The organism is Lysinibacillus sp. TE18511, assembly GCF_054062295.1.
Map to the genome: position 1 here is coordinate 137823 of NZ_JBSSFD010000002.1, position 20724 is coordinate 158546.

The window sequence follows — 20724 nt, forward strand, 5'->3', positions numbered from 1 at the left end:
CAATATCGCTGATAACTCGCTCCTTCTTAGATCAAGAGTCATTTATTTTGATTTTTTACCTTTCTTTAAGCCTTTCGAGATTTGCTTCCATTTGCGTTGCTCAGTTAGTCTTGCCTGTGCATTTGTTTTTCGTTCGATAAAAGCAAGCTCTTTCTGTAGCTTAAAATAGCTTTGGAGACGCGATTGTTCCAGCACACCATCTGTAATTGCTTGCTGTACAGCACAATGTGGCTCCTTTTGATGTGTGCAATCCCGATAATGACAGGCTGCCGAAAGTTCCTCGATATCCTTAAAGCTAGAAGATAAACTATCACCCTGATCCCATAATTGTAGCTCTCGCATTCCAGGTGTATCAATTAAACAGCCACCACCTGGCAATACAACTAACTCACGATGTGTTGTTGTATGGCGCCCCTTCGCATCATCTTCTCGAATATCCGAAACCTTCATAAGTTCTTCACCACTAAGAGCATTGGTCAAAGTGGATTTCCCTGCACCAGAAGAGCCAAGCAATGCTCCTGTCACGCCTTCTGTAAATAGCGCGCGAATATCTGCTAAGCCTTCACCTGACAGAGCGCTAGTCACAAAAACATCTACACCGAACGCTACAGATTCAACCTCACTGATCATACTAGAAATATCTTCACATAAATCAGCCTTCGTCAATACAACAACCGGCTTCGCACCTGAATCCCACGCAGCTACTAAATAGCGTTCTAAACGACGAATATTAAAGTCTGCATTTAAACTCATAACTAAAAGCACGATATCAACATTCGATGCTACAATCTGCTCTTGTATTTCCGCCCCCGCGGCCTTACGTGAAAAGACTGATTTTCGTGTAAACAATTTATGAATAATCGCCTTTTCCTCACCAGGCATTTTCTCAACTAGCACCCAATCTCCAACCGCCGGGAAATCCTCACGTGCTAATGACGTATACGCGTAATGTCCAGCAATCGTCGCTAGCCACTCTCCTTCTTCAGCCAGTACACGATAGGAATGCTTATGTTCTAGGGTAACCCTAGCCGGTACACAGTTTGCCAGCTTAGCCTCCTGTTTAAATCCAGTCATTTGCTCTTCAAAATATGTTAAAAATCCTAAAGTTGTTAAATTCAATTTGTTTTCCTCCTAAATGTGCATATCATTTGTCATCAATTGATAAAAAACAAAAAAAACCTTGTCTCTGCGCAATTCGGCAGTTACAAGGTTCACAGGCACATTTAAGAGAATATACAAATCACCACAATGTGATTTAAAAACAATGCGTGGTTAATTTATATATTTTAGGCGTGTGAAATTGAACAAACCGAATTGCAGTTCGTTAAAAACGGCTCTATTCATCATGTCACATCACCTACTTCCGATATTAGTTGTTTTTAATATAGCGGAATTTTCCGAAAATGTCAATTACAATTTTACAAGCATGTATCCCCTCCTCCATTGCATACAATGAACAAGACCACTATTTGCAAAGGAGATGTTGAATTGTCAAAAATTATTTCTATCAGTACATACAAACCACCGTACACATTACAACAGACAAACGCAGAGGAACTAACGAAGGAGCTGTTTCATGCAAAAATCCCTAAATTAGAACGCTACTTAAAAGTTTTTGAGAATGGTGGTATTGCAACACGTCATTTTTGTGTGCCGCCAGAATGGCATCGTACGGATCATTCCTTTGAGGAACGTAACAATTTATATATTGAGCTAGCTACACAATATAGTGTTGAGGTCATTCAAGCCTGTTTACAAAATGAAGCGTTTTTAGAAACACCGATTTCTCCTAAAGATATTGATGCCATTATTTTCGTGAGTAGCACCGGCATTTCAACTCCAAGTATTGATGCCCGAGTTATGAATAAACTTCCTTTTTCAGACAGACTTAAACGTATTCCACTCTGGGGACTTGGTTGCGCTGGTGGTGCGGCCGGCGTTAGTAGAGCCTATGATTTTTGTCATGCCCATCCAGAAGCAAAAGTTCTAGTCGTTTGTGTCGAGCTTTGTAGCCTAACCTTTCAGCCAAATGATTTTTCAAAAAGTAATTTAATCGGTGCCTCTCTTTTTGCAGATGGAGCCGCATGCATTCTTGTCTGTGGAGATGAGGCGAAAATTACAGTAAAAAAATCAGTACCTGCTATTATCGGGACTGGATCTAAATGGATGCCAGATTCAGAAAATGTGATGGGGTGGAATATTAAAAATAATGGTCTACATGTCGTTTTTCAGAAAAGTATTCCTGCAATAATCACCAATTGGCTCGGGCCATTCATTGAACAATTTTTATTGGAACATGAACTATATAGTGAACAGCTTAACCATTTTATTGCACATCCTGGCGGTAAAAAAGTGTTAAAAGCTTATGAGGATACTCTGTACCTAGCTCCCAAAAAAACTGATATTTCTCGGGAAATATTGAAATTTCACGGAAATATGTCATCTCCTACGGTGCTATATGTATTGGAACAATTTATGTTAAACGAAGGACAAGTAGAGGATACCGGTTTGCTCGTCGCTCTCGGCCCTGGCTTCTGTGCTGAAGCTGTATTACTTAAATGGAGGGAGTAGCATGATTTTTTACATTATTTTGTTTCTCATCATTCTACAAAGATTGACAGAAGTTTCAATTGCAAAACGCAATGAAAAATGGATGCTTTCACAAGCTGCCTATGAAGTGGGCGCTTCACATTATCCATATATGGTTACGATGCACATTAGTTTTTTCCTCTTTTTAATCGTTGAAGTAGTTACTAATAACACTGGTTTATCACCCTTATTTCCGTTATTGTTCTTTTTGTTTGTTATCGTGCAAGCATTGCGTATTTGGTGTATTCGATCACTAGGAACTTTTTGGAACACCAAAATATTGATATTACCTGGCGCAGAAGTGGTAAAGAAAGGGCCTTATACATTTATGCGCCACCCAAATTACGCCGTTGTTTGTTTGGAAATTCTTCTTCTACCTTTAATGTTTCAAGCATATTTTACGGCATTTTGCTTTACACTTTTAAATATGACAATATTATCAGTACGCATTCCAATTGAGGAAAAAGCTTTGCGAGATGCTACAAATTATAATCATGTATTTCAAAAAAAGATTTCGGAATCCTAGCCGAAATCTTTTTTGTTTTTTTCTTTAATGCCATTCCCAATCGAACGGGTCTTGTAAATTCTCCCACGGTTTCTTAAACTCATCTTCCGTTAATAAACATGTGTCCAATTCTTTTATAATCGATTCTTTATCTAGATCAATCCCAATGAGCACAAGCTGGGTCATCCGATCTCCGAATTTTTCATCCCAATCTTCTAGTACCTCAGGGCTCTGCAAGAAAACATCTTGCTGCTGTTCCCTTGGCAAAGCGGCTACCCAATAAGAAACGGGTTCTATTTTTGCCGATGAGCCAGCCTGAGATAGTAATAATGCAACATCTTGATGTTTCGCACTCCAAATAATACCCTTTGCTCTAACAATCGATTCTGGCATATGATCACACCATTCTACAAAACGCATTGGATGAAATGGTCTACTACGCTTATAGGTGAAAGAAGAAATACCGTACTCCTCTGTTTCTGGTGTATGATTTTCATGACCTAGCTCTAATTCCTTTAACCAACCAGCAGATTCTGATACCCTTTTAAAGTCAAAGCGCCCAGTATTTAAAATTTCAGTTGGCTCTATGACACCATTAACTGTACGGATTAGCCTAGCTTCAGGTTGTAAAGCGCGCAAAATACGCTCTAATCTTTCAAGCTCGTCCACTGATACTAAATCACATTTGTTTAATATAAGGACATCACAAAACTCAATTTGGTCGATGAGTAAGTCGGCAACATCCCGCTCGTCTAATTCACCTACTGCCTCCTTACGCTCTAAAAGACTTTCACCTGATTGGAAATCGTGCCAAAAACGATTCGCATCGACAACAGTCACCATCGTATCAAGCTGGCAAAACTTTGTTAAATCAATACCAAGCTCCTCGTCTAAATAGCTAAACGTTTGGGCAACTGGTATGGGCTCACTAATCCCCGTCGATTCAATTAAAATGTAATCAATAGTACCGAGCTTCGCGAGACGTTCCACTTCCTGCAACAAATCCTCACGCAACGTGCAGCAAATACAACCATTCGATAACTCCACAAATTTTTCCTCTGTTCGTGAAATGCCACTTCCATTTGCGATTAGCTCTGCATCAATATTAATGTCACTCATATCATTGACAATTACAGCCACACGCATATCCTTTTCATTTTGTAGAACGTGATTCATCATTGTTGTTTTACCAGAACCTAAATAACCACTTAAAACTGTAACAGGAATTTTCTTTACCATTTTTACATTCTCCCTCAAATCGTAATCATTACTATTTATAATTTGTAATTAAACCATAGATTCCTACATAATGCAACAATCAATTATGCCTCGGCATAATTGTGTCCGGAATCGGCTTTGTGCTTAGGCCTGCACGATGCAGGTCAGTTAGCCGTTATCGCATGGATGCGATGATTTTAGGCTAACATCCTTTAAGAACTCCTTTCCGATTCCGTGACATCCGCCGGAGGCTTTAACTTCTTTCAGCGGGTGTTTGAACACCCGCTGAGGAAGTTAAAATTTTGTGAAATTACCTTATTGACAGATTTCATTAAAAATAATAATGTATAAAGCGTAATTATTACTATTTAAAGAAGGAGGCTTTTTATGCGCGTACAAGTAACTTTAGCCTGTACCGAAACAGGTGATAAAAACTACATCACAACGAAAAATAAACGAAATAATCCTGAGAGACTGGAGCTTAAGAAATATTCCCCTCGTTTGAAAAGAGTCACACTGCACCGAGAAACGAAATAATTCCCCTAAAACATAAAAATGGCTGTTTCAAAAGTGACTTCACTTACTTTTGAAACAGCTTATTTAAAATGGGATGAAAAAATGATATGATCCCCTTTCAACAACCTACTTTATACGGTTTTATTAGTGTTCATTTCTATAGCAAGCTCGTTCAATTTCTGCTCCATTTCATCAAGAAAACGTAATTTATGATTCAGCTGCCCTTCAAAGTCTACAGATTGAGCCAATACTTTATTTACCTGAGCATCCAATTGTGTAAGAACTCCCGGATGAATCATCGTTTTACCATCCAAGGAAGATATTCGTTTTTTTTCATCCGCTAATTGTTGCGATAATTTTTCTATCTCACTGCTTTTTTCCTCTATTTCTTTAGTTAAATACTTATTGAGATTATCTGAATTGGCTTGTTCTAAGCGCGATTTCTCCATTGCTTCAACGATTGCCTCCATTTGTTCGCTTATTTCTTTTGTAAAATCACTCACCTTGTTTTCAAGGCCAGCAATGTCCGCCTTATAATTAACATCTGTATTCACTGAAAGTAATTCAACTTTAGTGTCTTTTAATAGTTTATTTTCTGCACGCAGCTCTTCTATTTCTTTTAATAATGTCTCGATCGAAGAAATTTGTTTTTTTTTGTAAATTTCTCTTGTTTGAATATCATCATCGTTGGCCTGTGTTTCTTTTTCATAGTCTCTCTTCAGCTTTAAAAGCTCCATCGAAAGCTCCTTCTTTTGATTGGTTAATTGGACATTTTCTCGCTCTAGTCTTAGTACTAATGAATAATAATCACTATCTCTGAGCCTGTTAACTTCATTTTTATATTTCGCTAATTCAGCTCTTAAAAAAAGGATCATCTGTTGTAGCTGCACAGGATCATTATTTTTGACAATATCATTATCCATATTTGCACCTCCTATCACGAAAGCTTTTTAAGCAAATCAATCACTTCTTCAAATTGCTCCTTACTCTCCTCTAACATTTCATCAAGCTGCTTCATAATCTTCAATTCTAGTTCTTCGTTGTAAATTTCTTCATGACCAATTTCTCCAGTTTTTCTCTTTTCCCCTGACATTAAATAGGCAATGAGTAGATTCAATGTGCCTTTTTCGAGATAAGCAAAACTATTATTTTCCTTTTTACTATTGTTAGGTAGATTCATGAGCTGTTCCTTCATAAGTTGATGGAGAACACTATCTATTTTTTGATTCATATTTTCAAACTCACTCATTTTCATCCTCCTGTGTTTGACTAATTCCATTAAGATTAATAGGATTTAAGACAACGATGCCATCTTCCAGCTGATCACAATATGTAAAACCCATGATACTTCCTGAATAAGAAAAATTATGACCCCATTTGATTTGAAAGTTAGGGAATGATAATGTTTCGTTTGGCTCTAACGTTGTTTTTCCTATAGGTCTAAGCCAAAATTCCTCCTTGCTTGATTGATCATTGATTCGCTCCCAGCTACTGTTTCCCTTTAACTTTGGTGCGAAATGTTCATAGACGTACCTTCCAGAGAAAGAGAATGGAGAGTCTTCAGGCAGTTTTATACATAGATACGGATTTGTTATAGGCTGATTACCTATATTGCGAATATGATAAGAGCCCAAGCATAGGCTCTCCTCATCAGGATTATAAGAAATATTGAACGAGGATGTGAAATAACTAATGATGTTGACACTATCCGGAACAATAAGCTCCTCAACCGTTTTTTTAATTTCATGAACATAAAAATCCGTTTGTTTTTTTAGTTCATTGATCTTTTCTTCCACACGATCGATACGAGTAGTCATAATTAGTACCCCCTTGCCAATAGTATTAAATTAATCAACTCACTTTAAGCAATAGCTACTGTCTGAAATCCTTTCATAAAAAAAAGAGAGGATTATCCTCTCTTTACAATATGATTTTCTTCTATGTGTTAGTACCATTAACGAACATTTGGTGGGAATACAGCAGGGCATTGCGCTGGGCGAACTACACCCGGACATGCAAACGGTAATTCTGCTCTTGGCTCGCAGAAAGTTGCTAAGAATTCTACTGTAACTGGGAATGTAGATTGAATACTTTGGCAAACTGATATAGTAACTACTAATGCAGAAAACGTAATTGTGTTTGTTCCAGGAGTTAGAGTTCCTGTTGAACACACGAAACAATCTAAATCTGTGAATAAAATCTCTACATCTGTCCCTTTCGGCGCGCATAATGTAACTTGTTCACAACGGGAAACTGTAATATTATTGCTTGTAAACCTAGTACCATTTGGTAAAGTAACAACTAATGTAAGAGTAAAGTTCTTTTGAATAGTCAGATTTTGAAGACATACCGTTGCACCATCAATGGTGAATTGACGATTCTCACGGTTCAAAATAACAACAGGATTAGTTGCTCTTGGAACTACATTACATGTAACTACCGCACCTGCTAAGCTAGTCGTTGCTGTTACTCCTGGAAATGTAATTGGTCCAGTAGGGGAAAACTCAAACGACGCTTCCTTTACAATCCAGTCAAATACCTTATCGACATTTATACAAATTGGTTCCTGCAGTTGGGATGGCATACTATCTAGCATCCTTTTGACACCTCCATAATTTTTTTACCTTTCGTTTGTATCTTATGTTTTCTGACTAAAAGTGCATGGGCTAAAAAGTAATTCGTTCTGATTTTTATTAAAATACTTAAGTATCACTATGTACCGTTTTTGCTTACATCTCCTCTTCTTAAGGAGAAACTAAAATGTTTGAAAGGACCAGTATATTTGTAACAGAAAGTAAATATTTTTAATAAAATATTAGTGGACTGAAAGGGGTGAATTGCAATGGAAGATTCAAAATTGTACTCCACGCAAGACATTGAAAATTTGAAGCAAAGGATTGAAACGTATAGGGAAACGTTAACCTCATTAAAAATGGGGACTTCAATGGAAGATTACCTATTTATGAAAAAGGAATTTGATGCGATTAAAACACAAATCGCCCATTTAGAAGGGCTAACGGAAACATTAGACGATAAGCAAAATTCACAAATTAGGGGCTATGAGGAGCAGATAAGACTTTTTTCGTCGCAAATCGAGTCTCTAAATCAAACCATCGAGGGAATGAATCAAGAAATATTAACGGTTTTAAATAAATTAGTGATAGAAGATCCTAAAGCTACAACCACTACACCTAATACTGAAAACACTTCTACTTTTATGGCTAACGATGAACAAAGTCATCCAAGAATCAAAGAATCAGCAAATCAATCGGCTGTTACATCGGTGCCACCATCTTATAAATTGCTACAAAGTTTGGCGGGTAAAGCAATAAGTATACAATCAAATCCCAACAATAGAATACCTTCTTCTCGTCAGGATAATTTGGAAGACTTAACCCCAAAACGCCATTTTAATCAACAATACTTTCAATCAGTAAATACACATCCAAGCCAAATCTATAATGGCTTATATAGAAACATTACTGCAGAAACTACCGTCCATTTAAAAAATTTTACTGACGCGAAAGAAATCCCAATAAATAATTTTGAGACTACTATTACAATCCCTTCTCTTATAGCTAATGAATCTACGGCTAAAACTACTTCCGTTCCTTCGATTATTAATGAATCAGCCGATGTTATCGTGTCTGAAAGTCATCATGATTTTATGGATACGAATACTTCCGCTCCTTCAATTATTAATGAATCAGCCAATAATAACGTGTCTGAAAGTAACCATGATTTTGTGGATATGAATACCTCCTCATCTTCAATGGTTAATGAATCCGTCGATGATACCGTGTCTGAAAATAATCAAGATTTTGTGGACATTAATACTTCTGCTTCTTCAATCGTTAATGAACCCGTCGATGATACCGTGTCTGAAAATAATCAGGATCTTGTGGACACTAATACTTCTGCTTCTTCAATCGCCAATGAATCCGTCGATGATACCGTGTCTGAAAATAATCAGGATTTTGCGGACACGAATACTTCTGCTTCTTCAATGGTTAATCAATCGGCCGATGTTATCGTGTCTGAAAATAGTAATGATTTTATGGATATGAATACTCAGCCACCAACAATAACCGAGGAAGCAGAAAAAATTGATGCTATAGCAGAGGGATATGATGAAATGTCTCAGTCAACCGAAGAAGTAAACAAGCAAACAGAATCAGTAGAAAAAGAGCATAAGAAAGAGAAAAATTCCTTTATTTTAAACTTCCTAAGAAAATGGAGTTAATTTAAAATTTAAAATTGTGATGCTTCTGCTTCATAAAATCGTCCAATATGTATGAAAAATGCGTATTGGATTTTTTTGTGTTCCATTAAACTACAAAGATAAATCCATTTTTAAAGGTTACATTTAATAATCCCCAGATGGACTGAATTTGTTTATAAAATCTTTAAAGAATAGCGGCCCTCTGTAGATAATTGTCCTTACTTCCCTAGCCTTAGCTGAATAGAATAATGAAGAAAGGGGGTGTAAAAATGTGTATGAATCATTCAATGAATCATGGCGGGTGTGGATGTGACGGATGCTCGAATGGGGATCAATGCCACAACCTTGGGCCATTCTTGGCTGTTGATGCTGCATGTATTCCACAGCCACAACCACGTAATACTGGCTCAATTATCGCATTCTCCTCTGGTTTAACAACTCTTTTAACGACTGCAGCTAATGGCTTAATCGGTGCAGTAAGCCTTGTTGGATTCGGTAGTACAGTTACTGGTCTAGCTCTAGCTGGAAATAATGTTGACTTAACGAATCTTGCGTTTACTGAGGCTTTTACGGTACCTCGTACAGGTAATGTTACGTCTATTGCTGCAAGCTTCACAGTAACAACAGCTATTGCGTTGCCAGGCCTTCCAGGAACAACAGTAGTCAATGCTCGAATTTATCGTGCGCCTGCGGGAAGCGCAGTCTTCAGCCCTACAGATGTAAGTGTTAATTTAAACCCAGCATTGGTAGGAGTAATAAATGTAGGTACAGTATTAAGTGGCACATCTGATAGCTTCCCACCACTACCAGTAGTAGCTGGTGATAATTTATTAATGGTGTTCTCCATTACTGCTACAGGAACAGCACCTACTTTAGCCGCAACTGTTATAGGTACTGCAAGTGCAGGTATTACAATTGATTAAGAATTTATATCATTAAAAAAACAAGATAAACTATATTAAATTTAAAGCCCTTTTCACAGTGTAAAAGGGCTCTTATTTCTAAAAATTGCGACTGCCGAAACTTAACTTGATCGATGGTAACCCTCTATGCTACGGAATTGTAAGCTGGTGATATCAAGCCCAGCATTCATCTTTTCAACTGTTACAAATTAGACAACTTCTTGATTTGAACAAGAAGTCGTCTAATTTTGTCTGTAATGAATGCACTTAGTTATTTACAGTTTTATGATTTCCCTAAAGTATTCTGAATATGAGCAAGGTGATGCTTCCCGTGCCATGCATATAAGGCTAAGGCTTTTTCAAGTGTCATCAACCCTGAATCAGGATGATTAAATGCTCGTTGTAATTGCTCTGCTGTTAAGCTTTTCAGCAAATAAACCCAGCGTTCATGTAAACCCTCAACTAATTGATATGAGGCTGCGACAGGCATTTCTGTATCCGGGAGCTTTGCCCATTCTTCCTCATCGTAAGGCTTAATCGTTGGAGTATTTTCTGTCAAAGCTAGCTTAAAACGGATAAAGCTATTCATATGACTATCAGCAATATGGTGGACAAGCTGTGTAACCGTCCAACCATTTTCTCGGTAGGATTTTGTTAATTCTTGTTCACTTATTCCTTTAAGTGCCTCTCCTAGTTGTTTCGGTAATAGACGAATATCCTCCATCCATTCCTGTACTTGCTGTGCTGTAACTACTTCCGGAAATTGAAATTGTCCAATTGGATATCGTAAATCAGTCATAATAGCTATCCTCCATTTCTATTTTCTTACTTTTTATATTACCAATTTTATATTTTTCACGCTATTTGCTTTAATTCTTTTTAGTAAAACCCTCGTTTTGCAAGAATTATACTTACAAAAACGAGGGTCGTTGTGTGAAATATTCACTCTCTATTCATTTATATCGTAAATTAACGTATCAAAATAACTTTCATTAATATATAGTAAAATCGCCCACTCACCGGGTTTTGGTATTTTCACACTTGAAGGTGTATGAGCATCTGCACCATTAACAGGTCCACCAAGCCCTATAGTCCAACCATCTACTAAGATAGGATGCACTGTTTTAGATTCTTTATGATACCCGACAATGGTTAACTTGCTATCACGACCTTCTTCAATTCCCCAAAGATGCCACATCCATTTTTGAGTGCTTAAACTTGGCATATTGACCCCGATAACACCTGATTTATTCACATTACCGACAATACCTCTGTCTCCAAATTCTACTGCCTTTTTGTCCCAATCAATTGATGTAAAGTCACTTTCTTGTACAAAATCAGGTAAATTATCTGGCAGAGCAACCGTCTTCTCATTCATTGTACAGCCTACCAACAATAACAACACTGTTACCATAAGTACCCATCGCCTCATTACTACACTCCCTACAAGTCATAGTTATTTCCTATGAAACGAATATATCGCACAAATTGTTACAGAGTATTCCAAAAATTTTATACGAGCTATTATTCTATAGATCTCATCACAAATTTAACTAACGACTTTAACGGATGAGTAATCGTTACACCTGACTCTTTTTCGAGTTGCCGTGCAGCCTCAACCATCGAAAGCTGTGCAACTGTAATATGCTGCTGTTCCTCTGCTACATCAAGAAGAGCTTTTATAATAGCGTTATTATATGCATCCTTTTTCCCCTGGATAATTAATTCAAACGTTTTGTTGATAACTTTTATTTTAGTATTAATGGATTTTTCATGTAGTAAAGCATATTGTTGAAGTCTGTTCATCGTACCTTCTACGGTTTCAGGATTTGTAAAAAGAATCGTTTGAGGCTGTTTTTCTTCACATACTGTTTCAAAGAACGGCTCATCGATTTTAATAATTGGAATAGAATGTTCCAGCTGTTCATCCTTTAACAATGCGATATAATTTGTACAAGTTATTAAAATGGCGTCCATATCACAACTTTCCATCCATTCAAGTTGCTCTTTAACCTTAAAAGCTAACCCGTCAGTCCCTTTTGAAACTTGCTGTATAAGACCTGGATCCACAAAATGGACTAGCTCAACTTTCTCAATGTTTTGAAATGCTTGCTCTATATACTCAATATTTGAATGATGTGCATGTAAACAGCCAAGCTTTTTCCTCAAGTGCAATCCCCCTAATTAGTAAGCTGTTTTTCCATCGTCGCGATAGCAAGAGAGACGCCATTACGATTCTCTCCCGTTTCCTCTTTTATTACAACATAGCCTAATGAGCGATATAACTCAATATTTCTTGGTACACTCATGCGTACTTTACATTCGCTAGTACTTTTTCCATTAGCAAGCGCATATTGTTCAAGCTCTTCAATTAATGCCTTAGCCAATCCTTGTCCTTGCTTTTCTGGAATAACAGATAATCTAAAAAAATAAATCCCCTGAGCACTGAGTGTAAATCTTACCATTGCAACTGGTTGTTCATCGATATATCCGATGAAAGCATATTCTCCTTTTTTTATCGCCTGTTCAATCGACTCAACTGTTTCACTTAGTGCGCTTGACGGTGGTGTTGCGTGCTCATACTCTTTAAAGGCTTGCAACATTACTCTGTGAATTACTGGTGCATCCTTTACTTGCGCTAAAACAATATTCATCTTCCATCACCCCTTAATGAATTAATATACATTTTAACGTATTACCAGAAATAACAAAGAGGCTGGGACATAATTATATATTCTAAGCAAAATTCAAAACCTTCGCATCAGAAAAGCGCGAGAAATCAACGTTTCTAAAATTGATTTCTCGCGCTTTTTAAGGTTTTGTCCAGTTATGTCCCAGCCTCTATCAAAATTAATTTTTATTCACAAAACGAATTGCTCTACTCATAACCGTTGGAACAATTGAAGCATGATTTTCCTCCAACGCTTCATAAAAAGCAATATCCATAATTTTCTCTAAATCGCCGGCAATCTGTTTTGCATCATCAACCATAAAGGTTTCCAGTTCCCCCACCCCTATGAATAATTTTTCATAAGCAAATGGACGCTCTTTTATAAATGTTGAAGCATACTTTAATAGTTCATGCTCATTCCACCAAATAGAAGGACTAATCGCAATATAACGTTGGAAGCTTGCTTGATGATGGAATAATTGCCAAAGTACAAAGTAACCCGCTAATGAATGTCCGAACAGTGCTTGTTGCTGTACATTTACAGGGATTTGCGCCTGAATACTTGGCTTTAATTCCTCCTCTAAAAATCTACTAAAGTTCTCTGCTCCTCCATGTTTCTCATGGCCCTTCCCTTTAAATCTTGCGGGATACGTATACGTCTCAGCTTGTCCTGTAAAATCATAAAATCGTCGTTCGTGCAGATCAGCTCCATGCCCAATGCCAACTACAATAGCTGGTAAAATACCTGTTTTAGGTGCATTACGACTTTGCAGGCGGACTGCTTCCTTCACAAGGTGAAAATAGGATGAACCGTCCAATACATATAAGACTGGAAAACCACCTTCTGGTACGTCTCCATTCGGTACATAAATGTTTACCGTATACGTATAATCCGTAAAATTCGATGTTAATTGCTGCGTTGTATAATCAGATGCTGCTGCAATTTTGTCTATCATCATTTGTCGACCTCCTTCAAAACATCATAGCCATAGCATACGGGTGTTTTCGTAACAGGATCTTCCATAATACGTGCATTAATATTGAATACTTCTCGCATCACATCTGCGCATAAAATTTCCTGAGGTGTTCCCGTTTTCATCACAACTCCCTGTCGCATCGCAATTAAATGATCGGAATATCGTGCCGCGTGATTAATGTCGTGCAATACCATAACAATCGTACAACTATGCTGCGCGTTCAGGTTTTTCACAATTTCTAATACCTCTAACTGATGCGCCATATCTAAATAAGTTGTCGGTTCGTCTAATAACAAAATATTTGTTTCTTGCGCTAAGGCCATTGCAAGCCATACACGCTGGCGCTGCCCCCCTGACAGCTGTCCAAGCTCGCGATTGCGATAGTCATTTGTATTTGTAACAGTTAAGGCCCACTCAATCATTTCCTCGTCCTTCTTTGTTAAGCGATTCACATTATTTCGATGCGGATAACGACCATAAGCAATAAGTTCCTCAACCTTTAGCTGACCTGGTGCAATAGGCGTCTGAGATAAAATCGCTAGCTTTTTCGCAATTTCCTTTGTCGATAAATTTTGCATGTTTTGGTCCTGCAAATAAACCGTGCCCTGCTGCTTCTTTAATATACGACCAATTGTTTTTAATAATGTTGATTTTCCACATCCATTAGGTCCTATGATGGTCGTAATCTTCCCATCCTCTATCGTTAAATTTAAGCCTTCAAACACACGAACCTGCTCATAGCCGGAAGATAAATTTTCCATTCTAAATGCCGTTTGCACACCTATTTCCTCCTATGCCTTTGATTTCACTAATAAATATAAGAAATACGGAATCCCAATAATCGAGACAACGATTCCAACCGCTAGCTCAGACGGTGCAAATACTGTTTTTCCTATAAAATCAGCTATAATAAGCAATCCTGCGCCAATCAATGCACTTACTGGCATGACATAACGATGTTGTATACCAACAAGCTGTTTTGCAATATGTGGTGCCATCAATCCAATAAACCCGATACTACCTGATACTGATACACAAGCACTGACTAAGCCAACGCTTGCCATTAACAGCTTCTTCTTCTCTTTTTCTACCGGTATCCCTAAACTTGTAATACTATCCTCTTCCAGTTGAAAATAATCGAGCAAATACGCTTTCCGATGGACATAAAAGCCCAGTAATATAAGCCAAGGTAGCATAGTCACAACAAAAATCCAGTTTGCATTATAAATAGAGCCTGCCATCCAAACTGCGGCAGATTCGAAATCTTGAGCACTCATTTTTAATGATAAAAACAGTGACAGTGCCCCAAAACCACTGTTTATAGCAATCCCGGTTAAAATAAGTCGCTGCATATCTAAATGACCATTTTTCTGGGCAAATGAAAAAATAAGTAGCGCAGCCAAAGCACCGCCTACAAACCCGAACATGGGCATCATTAAAATCGATAACCAGCTACTTATATCTGCAGATGTGAGACGTAATTGAAAGAAAAACATGAATATAACCACTGCTGCCCCAGCACCCGCATTAATCCCTAAAATACCTGGATCGGCTAAGCCATTTCGTGTTATGCCCTGTAGCACAACCCCTGCCATCCCTAAGCCAACACCAACAAGCGCTGCAATGACAATACGTGGTAAACGGAATTCAAAAATGACAAGATCAAATTTTGGATTTGGATCAATACGTAGCAATGTTTTTAAGACATCTATCACCGTCATATCAAAAACACCATTTGTCATATGAAGATAACTGGCACCCAAAATAAATAAAATGAGTATTGAAACAGTCATAACGAATACACTCGAGGTTTTTTTACGCACCTTTTTCACCTCCGTGTTTACGAACTAAATATAAGAAGAACGGAACACCAACTAATGCCGTTAATACGCCAATTGGAGTTTCATATGGGTAATTAACAAAACGACTAAGCACATCACAAAGTGCTAAGAAGAACGCACCGATGACAGCTGCACATGGAATGATAAAGCGGTAATCTACTCCAACAAGAAAACGCGTAATATGAGGAATGACTAACCCTACAAAGGCTATCTTTCCTACAAGTGCAACTGCCGTACCTGTTAAACAGACAACAGCAAGCATGCTTATGATTCTCACCGCTTTTGTTTTTTGGCCAAGTCCAATAGCGATATCTTCGCCTAATGAAGTGATCGTAATAGCTTTAGCTGAAACGAATGCAAGGATTAAACCAATCAGCCCAAATGGAATCGATAGCATGAGCATATCCACATCCACCATATGTACCTTTGTGTTATACCAAGCACTTACTGTTTGTGATACTTGGAAATACATCGCAATGGCTGTGGCTATACTGCTTAAAAATGTACCAATGACTGTCCCAATAATGGCAAGTCGTACCGGTGATAAACCATTTCGAATTAAAGAGCCAAAACCAAATACAATACCTGCCCCTAATGCAGAACCGAGCATAGAGAGTAGGATCATTTGGTAATTTGGAAGCCCTGGGAAAAATACGATCGCTAACGTAATCACAAATGCAGAACCATCATTAACGCCCATTAATGAAGGAGACGCTAAATAATTTCGTGTTATGCCCTGCATAACAGCGCCGGCTACTGCTAAAAATGCTCCCACTAATAAAACTGCGGCAATTCTGGGAATTCGTCCTGTTCGCACAATTTGGTGGTCCACATTTGAAGGGTCGAATGCAGAAATCGCCTGCCACACCGTTATTGCGCTAATGTCTTTTGTACCGTACATAACGGAGACTAATGCCACAATCGCAATGAGGAATGGAGAAGCTGCTAATATTGAAAATGCCGCAATGTTTGTTTTTTTCAACTTCCACACCTTTTTCTTTATCAATTTCTCTCTCAATCTTATAAAAGGCTGGTAATAGCCTGGTGATGCCACCAAATCTACTACCAGCCTATCTATGCCAAGGCATAATTGATACTATTTAAGTAATTTTTCAGCTGCGACATCTAAGAATTTCACCTTAGACCATGCAGTACCACCTTGCGCTAAAGGATCAATCGCATTGACGAAAATTTGATTATTTTGTGATGCCTTCAAGCTTGCAAAAATCGGATTCTTTTGTAGCTCTTCCAGCGCTTTTGGTGCATCGGCATTTTCTGATTCCTCGAACTGAAGGAAAATAGTATCAGGATTTACCTCTGCTAATGTTTCAAGAGATAGTTCAGCCTGAGCCTTTGTAGTTTTTAAAATTTCTGGTATTGGAGCCCATAAATCTTCATATAGCACAGGGTTTAAGTAAACTCCTGCAGGATAAATATACATTACGCCACCGCGTACTCGAATAACTAGAATCTCCTTGTCCGCTAGTTGCTCTTTAGATTTGGCTTGCGCATCAACAACCTTCGCATCATAATCTGCAATGATTTTTTTAGCATCATCTTCTTTACCTGAAAGCTGTGCAAGTAATGTTAAGTTCTCTTTCCAATTTGTAGAGACATGTGAATACGGAATCATCGTTTGAATTTTATTTAGCTTTTCAGCAGTTTCCTCAGGGAACTTTGAGGTACCTAAAATAACATCTGGATCAAGACTTAGAATGGCCTCTGCATTCGGCTCCATTTTATTTCCTATAAGCTTAGCACCCTCTAATTCTGAAGCAAGATATGATGGAATTTTGCCACCAACTTCTAGTACACCGGCAGGCTTAATACCAAGCATCGCCGCATCTTCCATAGATTCTAAGCTTGCCGTTACAATGTTTTTCACATCTGCAGGAACTTCATATTTCTCTCCCAAATATGTAATCGTTTGTGTTTTCGCTTGATCTGCTTGCGTTTCTGTAGCACTTGTTTCTGCCGCATTATTTGTGGATGTAGTAGACTCTTCTGCCTTATCCGTTCCACACGCAGCCAAGGATAGCGCTAATAGAGCAGGTGCACACATTTTAAAATATTTATTCATCATTATTCTCTCCTAACAAATCGCTATCTACCGATAATGATAATCGTTTTCAATTATAAGTCAATAGGAATTAGCGATTCAATTGATATTCATTATCATTTACGGATACTATCCTAACAAAGCGAAAAACAATTGTGAATGGATAATTTCATGAACAACATGGACTTTTGCCGATTTTCAACTTCTTTCAACAGATATTTTTGTACCGAAAGCGTAGCGGCAGGTACAGAAGTCTCCTACCTCTATAGGTTGTGAGATGAATGCGGGTCTAAGTTACATCTTGTTGGCCCAAAGCCTCTGGCAGATGTCACAAAAAAAGCTGCTTCTTTTTCAAGAAACAACTTGTTTATACGTATTTTGCTTCCTCAAGCATTTTTTTTCGATACGCTGTCGGGGACACTCCCGTACACTTTTTAAATACCCGACTAAAATAAAAACAATCTGCATAGCCTACACATTCTGCTATTTCCGCTACAGTAGCATCGTCATATTGCAGTAAATCCTTCGCCCGTCGTAAGCGATACTCCGTTAAGTAGGCGCTAGGGTTCATACCCGTATGCTGTTCAAACAAATAGGCAAACCTACGACGCTCCACGCCAAATTCCTCAGCAATTTTTGAAACAGAAAGTTGTGTAGCATAGTTCTCATGTATGTATTGTAAAGCTTGCTCCATCTGGTCGCTTGCCGTATCGAGAACCTTCACTTTTGCCGACACAAGAATAGCTTCCAAAAGATTCATAAACAGAGTCTTTGCTTTGAATATGGACATATTACCTGGCAGTGAATGGCTTTCTATTATTTGCTGTACATAGTCAATAATTTTAGTATGATAACCTGTATGAATTAAAAAGTGCTGAGCTGCTAATGGATATAAAGATACGTCTTTCTGAGGAATATTATAATGGACAACTGCATACTCCCATACTTTATCGCCAGAAACTTTAATTTCAATTGGCATTTGTGGTCCTGCGTGTACGACCATACCTGGCTCCATTACATAAGGGATACCATTAAAACTAAATATGGCACTACCAGCAAGTGGCACAACTAACCCGCACTTCCCAGGAGCTGTTGTGCGTCCTGTATCTACTTGACCTGGCTCCATTTTATTTGTAAAAACATCCGTAAAACTTACAGACGCATGTGCATAGTAATCAATTAAATGCTTGATATCCACTTTATAGCTCCTACATTCTTTAAAACTTTTTGGATTTGTGAAAAGTGATGCAAATCATGATCGACTAAACTAGCAAAATACCCGTAAAGCGTTAATTCTGAAGCACCTATTGTAAAAGGCTGTCGCCACTGCTCATCCACTATATGATAAAGTGCGTCAATTAGCTGCTGTCTCTGATTGATAAAATCGGCTACCGTTTCTTCTTTACTTTGTGTACGACTATTCATTGCTGCATTTGCATTCATCTCTTCTACATCTGGCCCTTTGGGTAAGTTTTCTTCTGTAAAAAGAAACGGTAGACGTTGGTTTACCACGAATTCATCCCATGGCGTAAGATGGCCAATAATTTCTGCTACCGTCCATTTTCCAGCTTCAATAGGTGTACGCCATTGTTCTTCCGTAACATTTGCTAAATTTTCCACAAATGCTATAGATCTTTCATAATGCGAGAGGATCTCATTTTTATCGTGACACAAAATTCTTCAGCTCCTTTGCTCCTTTTTTAGTAGACAACCTGTAACTTTGGCCAAAGTGATTTCCACTGCTTGCTTTGAATCCTCTTCTTATAAACCTCATGCATTTGTGAACCATTTTGAAAGTATGGTGTAGGAGCGACCATCCCAGAAATTAAGTGCTGAATACCATGAGGTGCAGCAATCTCAAGTCTTCCATTAGTAAGTCTCACACCGATAGCTGTCGGTATTTCTGGAAAATGAGCCATACCATCAATAGATGATTGATAAGGTTCACTATTATTTACTACATGCATTCTCGCTTGATTTTTCACAGACCAAGGCTCATTCGGTAAATACTTCGTCAATTCTTGTTCATACTGCTTCTCATATTTTTCTAAAGAATTTACTTTATCAAAATATATCACATCAATATCGGCTAATGGTGTTCTATATTCCTTTTCATGTAGATGATCCCACACCTTCGAGCGAATAAATCCAGCACATACCCATGAATCAGGTAATTGTAGTTTCTCTAAGGTTGTTAAAATGTTCATCATCCATTCATCTTCTGCAATTAAGCTTTTTAGCTCTTCTTCTGTTTTTATCAGTTTCATTTACCTCTGAATTTGTCATACCAATGCTTGCGCTGTTTCCTTATTAATGATTCTCAACCCATGTTCTTATTTTTTTGGCAACATCCTTATGTGCTTCACGAAAAATATCATGGCCTGCATCAACTATTGGTTCAAAATTCAAGTTTTTAATTTTAGTTTGCAAAATTTGAATACTCTTCTTTCTAGTAGGTTCTAATTCGCTTGGTTTTGTAGCATGAATTAAAAAAGTCGGGCAATGCACCTGTTCCACTATATCTGTGACTGGTTCCGCATATAAACCTTTTATTATGGATTGTCCTGTAAAAGTGGAAATCGTTAGTCTGATTTCTCCATCCTGCTCCTTAACTTGTGCTTTTGACGCTTCTTCAAGCTCTTCAGACCAACGTGAAAGCTCTTCTTTTTCTGATTCAAAAAATACGTCCCAAGATGGGAATCTTACTTCATTGCAAAATTCCTCTATACCTTGTAATTCGTTTTCTAATGTCATGCCTAAATCTTGCGATGACAAGTAACCGCCATCTAACAAAATTATCCTCTTTATTCGTTTAGGATATTTAGCAGCATAATGCAATGCCAGATCAGCTCCAAAAGAATGACCAATTAAATAATGAGATTTACTACCTAACTGCTGATTTATTATTTTTTCTATACCTACAATCAAATTGGAAGGAAAATAAGCATTCTCTTCTTCCAAAGCTTTTGCATAACCATGTCCAGGTAAATCAAAGGATACAATATGATACTCTGGTAAATGTTTCGCTAGTTCCCCAAATGCTAAACCCGTACTCCCTAGTCCATGTAAAAAGATTAACGTTGGATTTTGTGAGTTACCCCATTGATATATATTTTGCTTCATTTCTACCATCCCCTTTGTCGAATAATCACTTCCATTAATTACAATAATAACTATTTTTAGTTCTATTTCAAAGGTGCTAAGGTGATAAAAATAAGCATGGC

At 37.8% G+C, this 20724-nt stretch carries 24 protein-coding genes; 5 read left to right on the forward strand and 19 right to left on the reverse strand.

All coding sequences use genetic code 11. From position 1 onward, the window contains the following. Positions 1-42: 42 nt before the first annotated feature. Positions 43-1119, reverse strand: a complete 1077-nt coding sequence (gene rsgA, locus ACVWXS_RS02080; RefSeq protein ID WP_456955678.1) for a ribosome small subunit-dependent GTPase A — start codon at positions 1117-1119, stop codon at positions 43-45. A gap of 369 nt (positions 1120-1488) precedes the next feature. Between rsgA and ACVWXS_RS02085 the strand changes: the two genes are divergently transcribed. Further along, positions 1489-2571 carry a type III polyketide synthase gene (locus ACVWXS_RS02085; RefSeq protein WP_456955680.1) on the forward strand — a complete coding sequence of 361 codons (1083 nt, stop codon included), beginning with the start codon at positions 1489-1491 and terminating at the stop codon, positions 2569-2571. Between the two features lies 1 nt (position 2572). Then, positions 2573-3115 carry an isoprenylcysteine carboxyl methyltransferase family protein gene (locus ACVWXS_RS02090; protein WP_456955682.1) on the forward strand — a complete coding sequence of 181 codons (543 nt, stop codon included), beginning with the start codon at positions 2573-2575 and terminating at the stop codon, positions 3113-3115. 24 nt (positions 3116-3139) lie between these two features. Here the strand turns inward: ACVWXS_RS02090 and ACVWXS_RS02095 are convergent, their stop codons facing one another. Further along, positions 3140-4333: a GTP-binding protein gene (locus ACVWXS_RS02095; RefSeq protein WP_456955684.1), complete on the reverse strand. Its 1194-nt coding sequence runs from the start codon at positions 4331-4333 to the stop codon at positions 3140-3142. 366 nt (positions 4334-4699) lie between these two features. Between ACVWXS_RS02095 and rpmG the strand changes: the two genes are divergently transcribed. Then, positions 4700-4849, forward strand: a complete 150-nt coding sequence (rpmG, locus tag ACVWXS_RS02100) for a 50S ribosomal protein L33 (RefSeq protein WP_004231780.1) — start codon at positions 4700-4702, stop codon at positions 4847-4849. A gap of 110 nt (positions 4850-4959) precedes the next feature. On the opposite strand, the gene ACVWXS_RS02105 is transcribed toward rpmG, so the two are convergent. The 4 genes from ACVWXS_RS02105 to ACVWXS_RS02120 all read right to left on the reverse strand — a co-directional run bounded on the left by ACVWXS_RS02105 (position 4960) and on the right by ACVWXS_RS02120 (position 7412). Further along, positions 4960-5751: a hypothetical protein gene (locus tag ACVWXS_RS02105; protein ID WP_456955686.1), complete on the reverse strand. Its 792-nt coding sequence runs from the start codon at positions 5749-5751 to the stop codon at positions 4960-4962. A 14-nt stretch (positions 5752-5765) separates the two neighbouring features. After that, the gene (locus ACVWXS_RS02110) at positions 5766-6077 is read right to left on the reverse strand and encodes a hypothetical protein (protein WP_427520415.1); all 312 of its coding nucleotides are present in this window, start codon (positions 6075-6077) and stop codon (positions 5766-5768) included. After that, positions 6070-6645, reverse strand: coding sequence for a hypothetical protein (locus tag ACVWXS_RS02115; protein ID WP_456955688.1), 576 nt, complete (start codon positions 6643-6645; stop codon positions 6070-6072). The genes ACVWXS_RS02110 and ACVWXS_RS02115 overlap by 8 nt, the downstream gene beginning before the upstream one ends. Positions 6646-6782: 137 nt before the next feature. Next, positions 6783-7412: a BMQ_0737 family morphogenetic spore coat protein gene (locus tag ACVWXS_RS02120; protein WP_456955690.1), complete on the reverse strand. Its 630-nt coding sequence runs from the start codon at positions 7410-7412 to the stop codon at positions 6783-6785. A gap of 258 nt (positions 7413-7670) precedes the next feature. Between ACVWXS_RS02120 and ACVWXS_RS02125 the strand changes: the two genes are divergently transcribed. After that, a complete protein-coding gene (locus ACVWXS_RS02125; RefSeq protein ID WP_456955692.1) occupies positions 7671-9071 on the forward strand; it encodes a hypothetical protein in 1401 nt (466 codons plus the stop codon). A 248-nt stretch (positions 9072-9319) separates the two neighbouring features. After that, positions 9320-9973, forward strand: coding sequence for an exosporium glycoprotein BclB-related protein (locus ACVWXS_RS02130; RefSeq protein WP_456955694.1), 654 nt, complete (start codon positions 9320-9322; stop codon positions 9971-9973). 262 nt (positions 9974-10235) lie between these two features. On the opposite strand, the gene ACVWXS_RS02135 is transcribed toward ACVWXS_RS02130, so the two are convergent. The 13 genes from ACVWXS_RS02135 to ACVWXS_RS02195 all read right to left on the reverse strand — a co-directional run bounded on the left by ACVWXS_RS02135 (position 10236) and on the right by ACVWXS_RS02195 (position 20623). Continuing rightward, positions 10236-10751, reverse strand: coding sequence for a YfiT family bacillithiol transferase (locus ACVWXS_RS02135; RefSeq protein ID WP_456955696.1), 516 nt, complete (start codon positions 10749-10751; stop codon positions 10236-10238). A gap of 150 nt (positions 10752-10901) precedes the next feature. Beyond that, positions 10902-11384 carry a hypothetical protein gene (locus tag ACVWXS_RS02140; protein WP_456955698.1) on the reverse strand — a complete coding sequence of 161 codons (483 nt, stop codon included), beginning with the start codon at positions 11382-11384 and terminating at the stop codon, positions 10902-10904. A gap of 92 nt (positions 11385-11476) precedes the next feature. Then, positions 11477-12127, reverse strand: a complete 651-nt coding sequence (locus tag ACVWXS_RS02145) for a hypothetical protein (protein ID WP_456955700.1) — start codon at positions 12125-12127, stop codon at positions 11477-11479. Between the two features lie 5 nt (positions 12128-12132). Continuing rightward, positions 12133-12606 (reverse strand): GNAT family N-acetyltransferase, encoded by a 474-nt coding sequence (locus ACVWXS_RS02150; protein ID WP_456955702.1) that lies wholly within the window; start codon positions 12604-12606, stop codon positions 12133-12135. Positions 12607-12802: 196 nt separating this feature from the next. Next, positions 12803-13582: an alpha/beta hydrolase gene (locus ACVWXS_RS02155; protein ID WP_456955704.1), complete on the reverse strand. Its 780-nt coding sequence runs from the start codon at positions 13580-13582 to the stop codon at positions 12803-12805. Beyond that, positions 13579-14361 carry an ABC transporter ATP-binding protein gene (locus ACVWXS_RS02160; protein ID WP_456955874.1) on the reverse strand — a complete coding sequence of 261 codons (783 nt, stop codon included), beginning with the start codon at positions 14359-14361 and terminating at the stop codon, positions 13579-13581. The genes ACVWXS_RS02155 and ACVWXS_RS02160 overlap by 4 nt, the downstream gene beginning before the upstream one ends. A gap of 30 nt (positions 14362-14391) precedes the next feature. Further along, positions 14392-15423 carry a FecCD family ABC transporter permease gene (locus ACVWXS_RS02165; RefSeq protein WP_456955706.1) on the reverse strand — a complete coding sequence of 344 codons (1032 nt, stop codon included), beginning with the start codon at positions 15421-15423 and terminating at the stop codon, positions 14392-14394. After that, positions 15416-16423, reverse strand: coding sequence for a FecCD family ABC transporter permease (locus ACVWXS_RS02170; RefSeq protein WP_456955708.1), 1008 nt, complete (start codon positions 16421-16423; stop codon positions 15416-15418). The genes ACVWXS_RS02165 and ACVWXS_RS02170 overlap by 8 nt, the downstream gene beginning before the upstream one ends. A 114-nt stretch (positions 16424-16537) precedes the next feature. Continuing rightward, complete coding sequence (locus tag ACVWXS_RS02175) at positions 16538-17521, reverse strand: ABC transporter substrate-binding protein (RefSeq protein WP_456955710.1); 984 nt, start codon at positions 17519-17521, stop codon at positions 16538-16540. Between the two features lie 346 nt (positions 17522-17867). After that, on the reverse strand, positions 17868-18698 hold the full coding sequence (locus ACVWXS_RS02180; protein WP_456955712.1) for a helix-turn-helix domain-containing protein: 831 nt from the start codon (positions 18696-18698) through the stop codon (positions 17868-17870). Beyond that, positions 18680-19120 carry a DinB family protein gene (locus ACVWXS_RS02185; RefSeq protein ID WP_456955714.1) on the reverse strand — a complete coding sequence of 147 codons (441 nt, stop codon included), beginning with the start codon at positions 19118-19120 and terminating at the stop codon, positions 18680-18682. The genes ACVWXS_RS02180 and ACVWXS_RS02185 overlap by 19 nt, the downstream gene beginning before the upstream one ends. Positions 19121-19200: 80 nt before the next feature. After that, positions 19201-19767, reverse strand: a complete 567-nt coding sequence (locus ACVWXS_RS02190; RefSeq protein WP_456955716.1) for a nucleotidyltransferase family protein — start codon at positions 19765-19767, stop codon at positions 19201-19203. Between the two features lie 43 nt (positions 19768-19810). Beyond that, on the reverse strand, positions 19811-20623 hold the full coding sequence (locus ACVWXS_RS02195) for an alpha/beta fold hydrolase (RefSeq protein WP_456955718.1): 813 nt from the start codon (positions 20621-20623) through the stop codon (positions 19811-19813). Between the last annotated feature and the right edge of the window lie 101 nt (positions 20624-20724).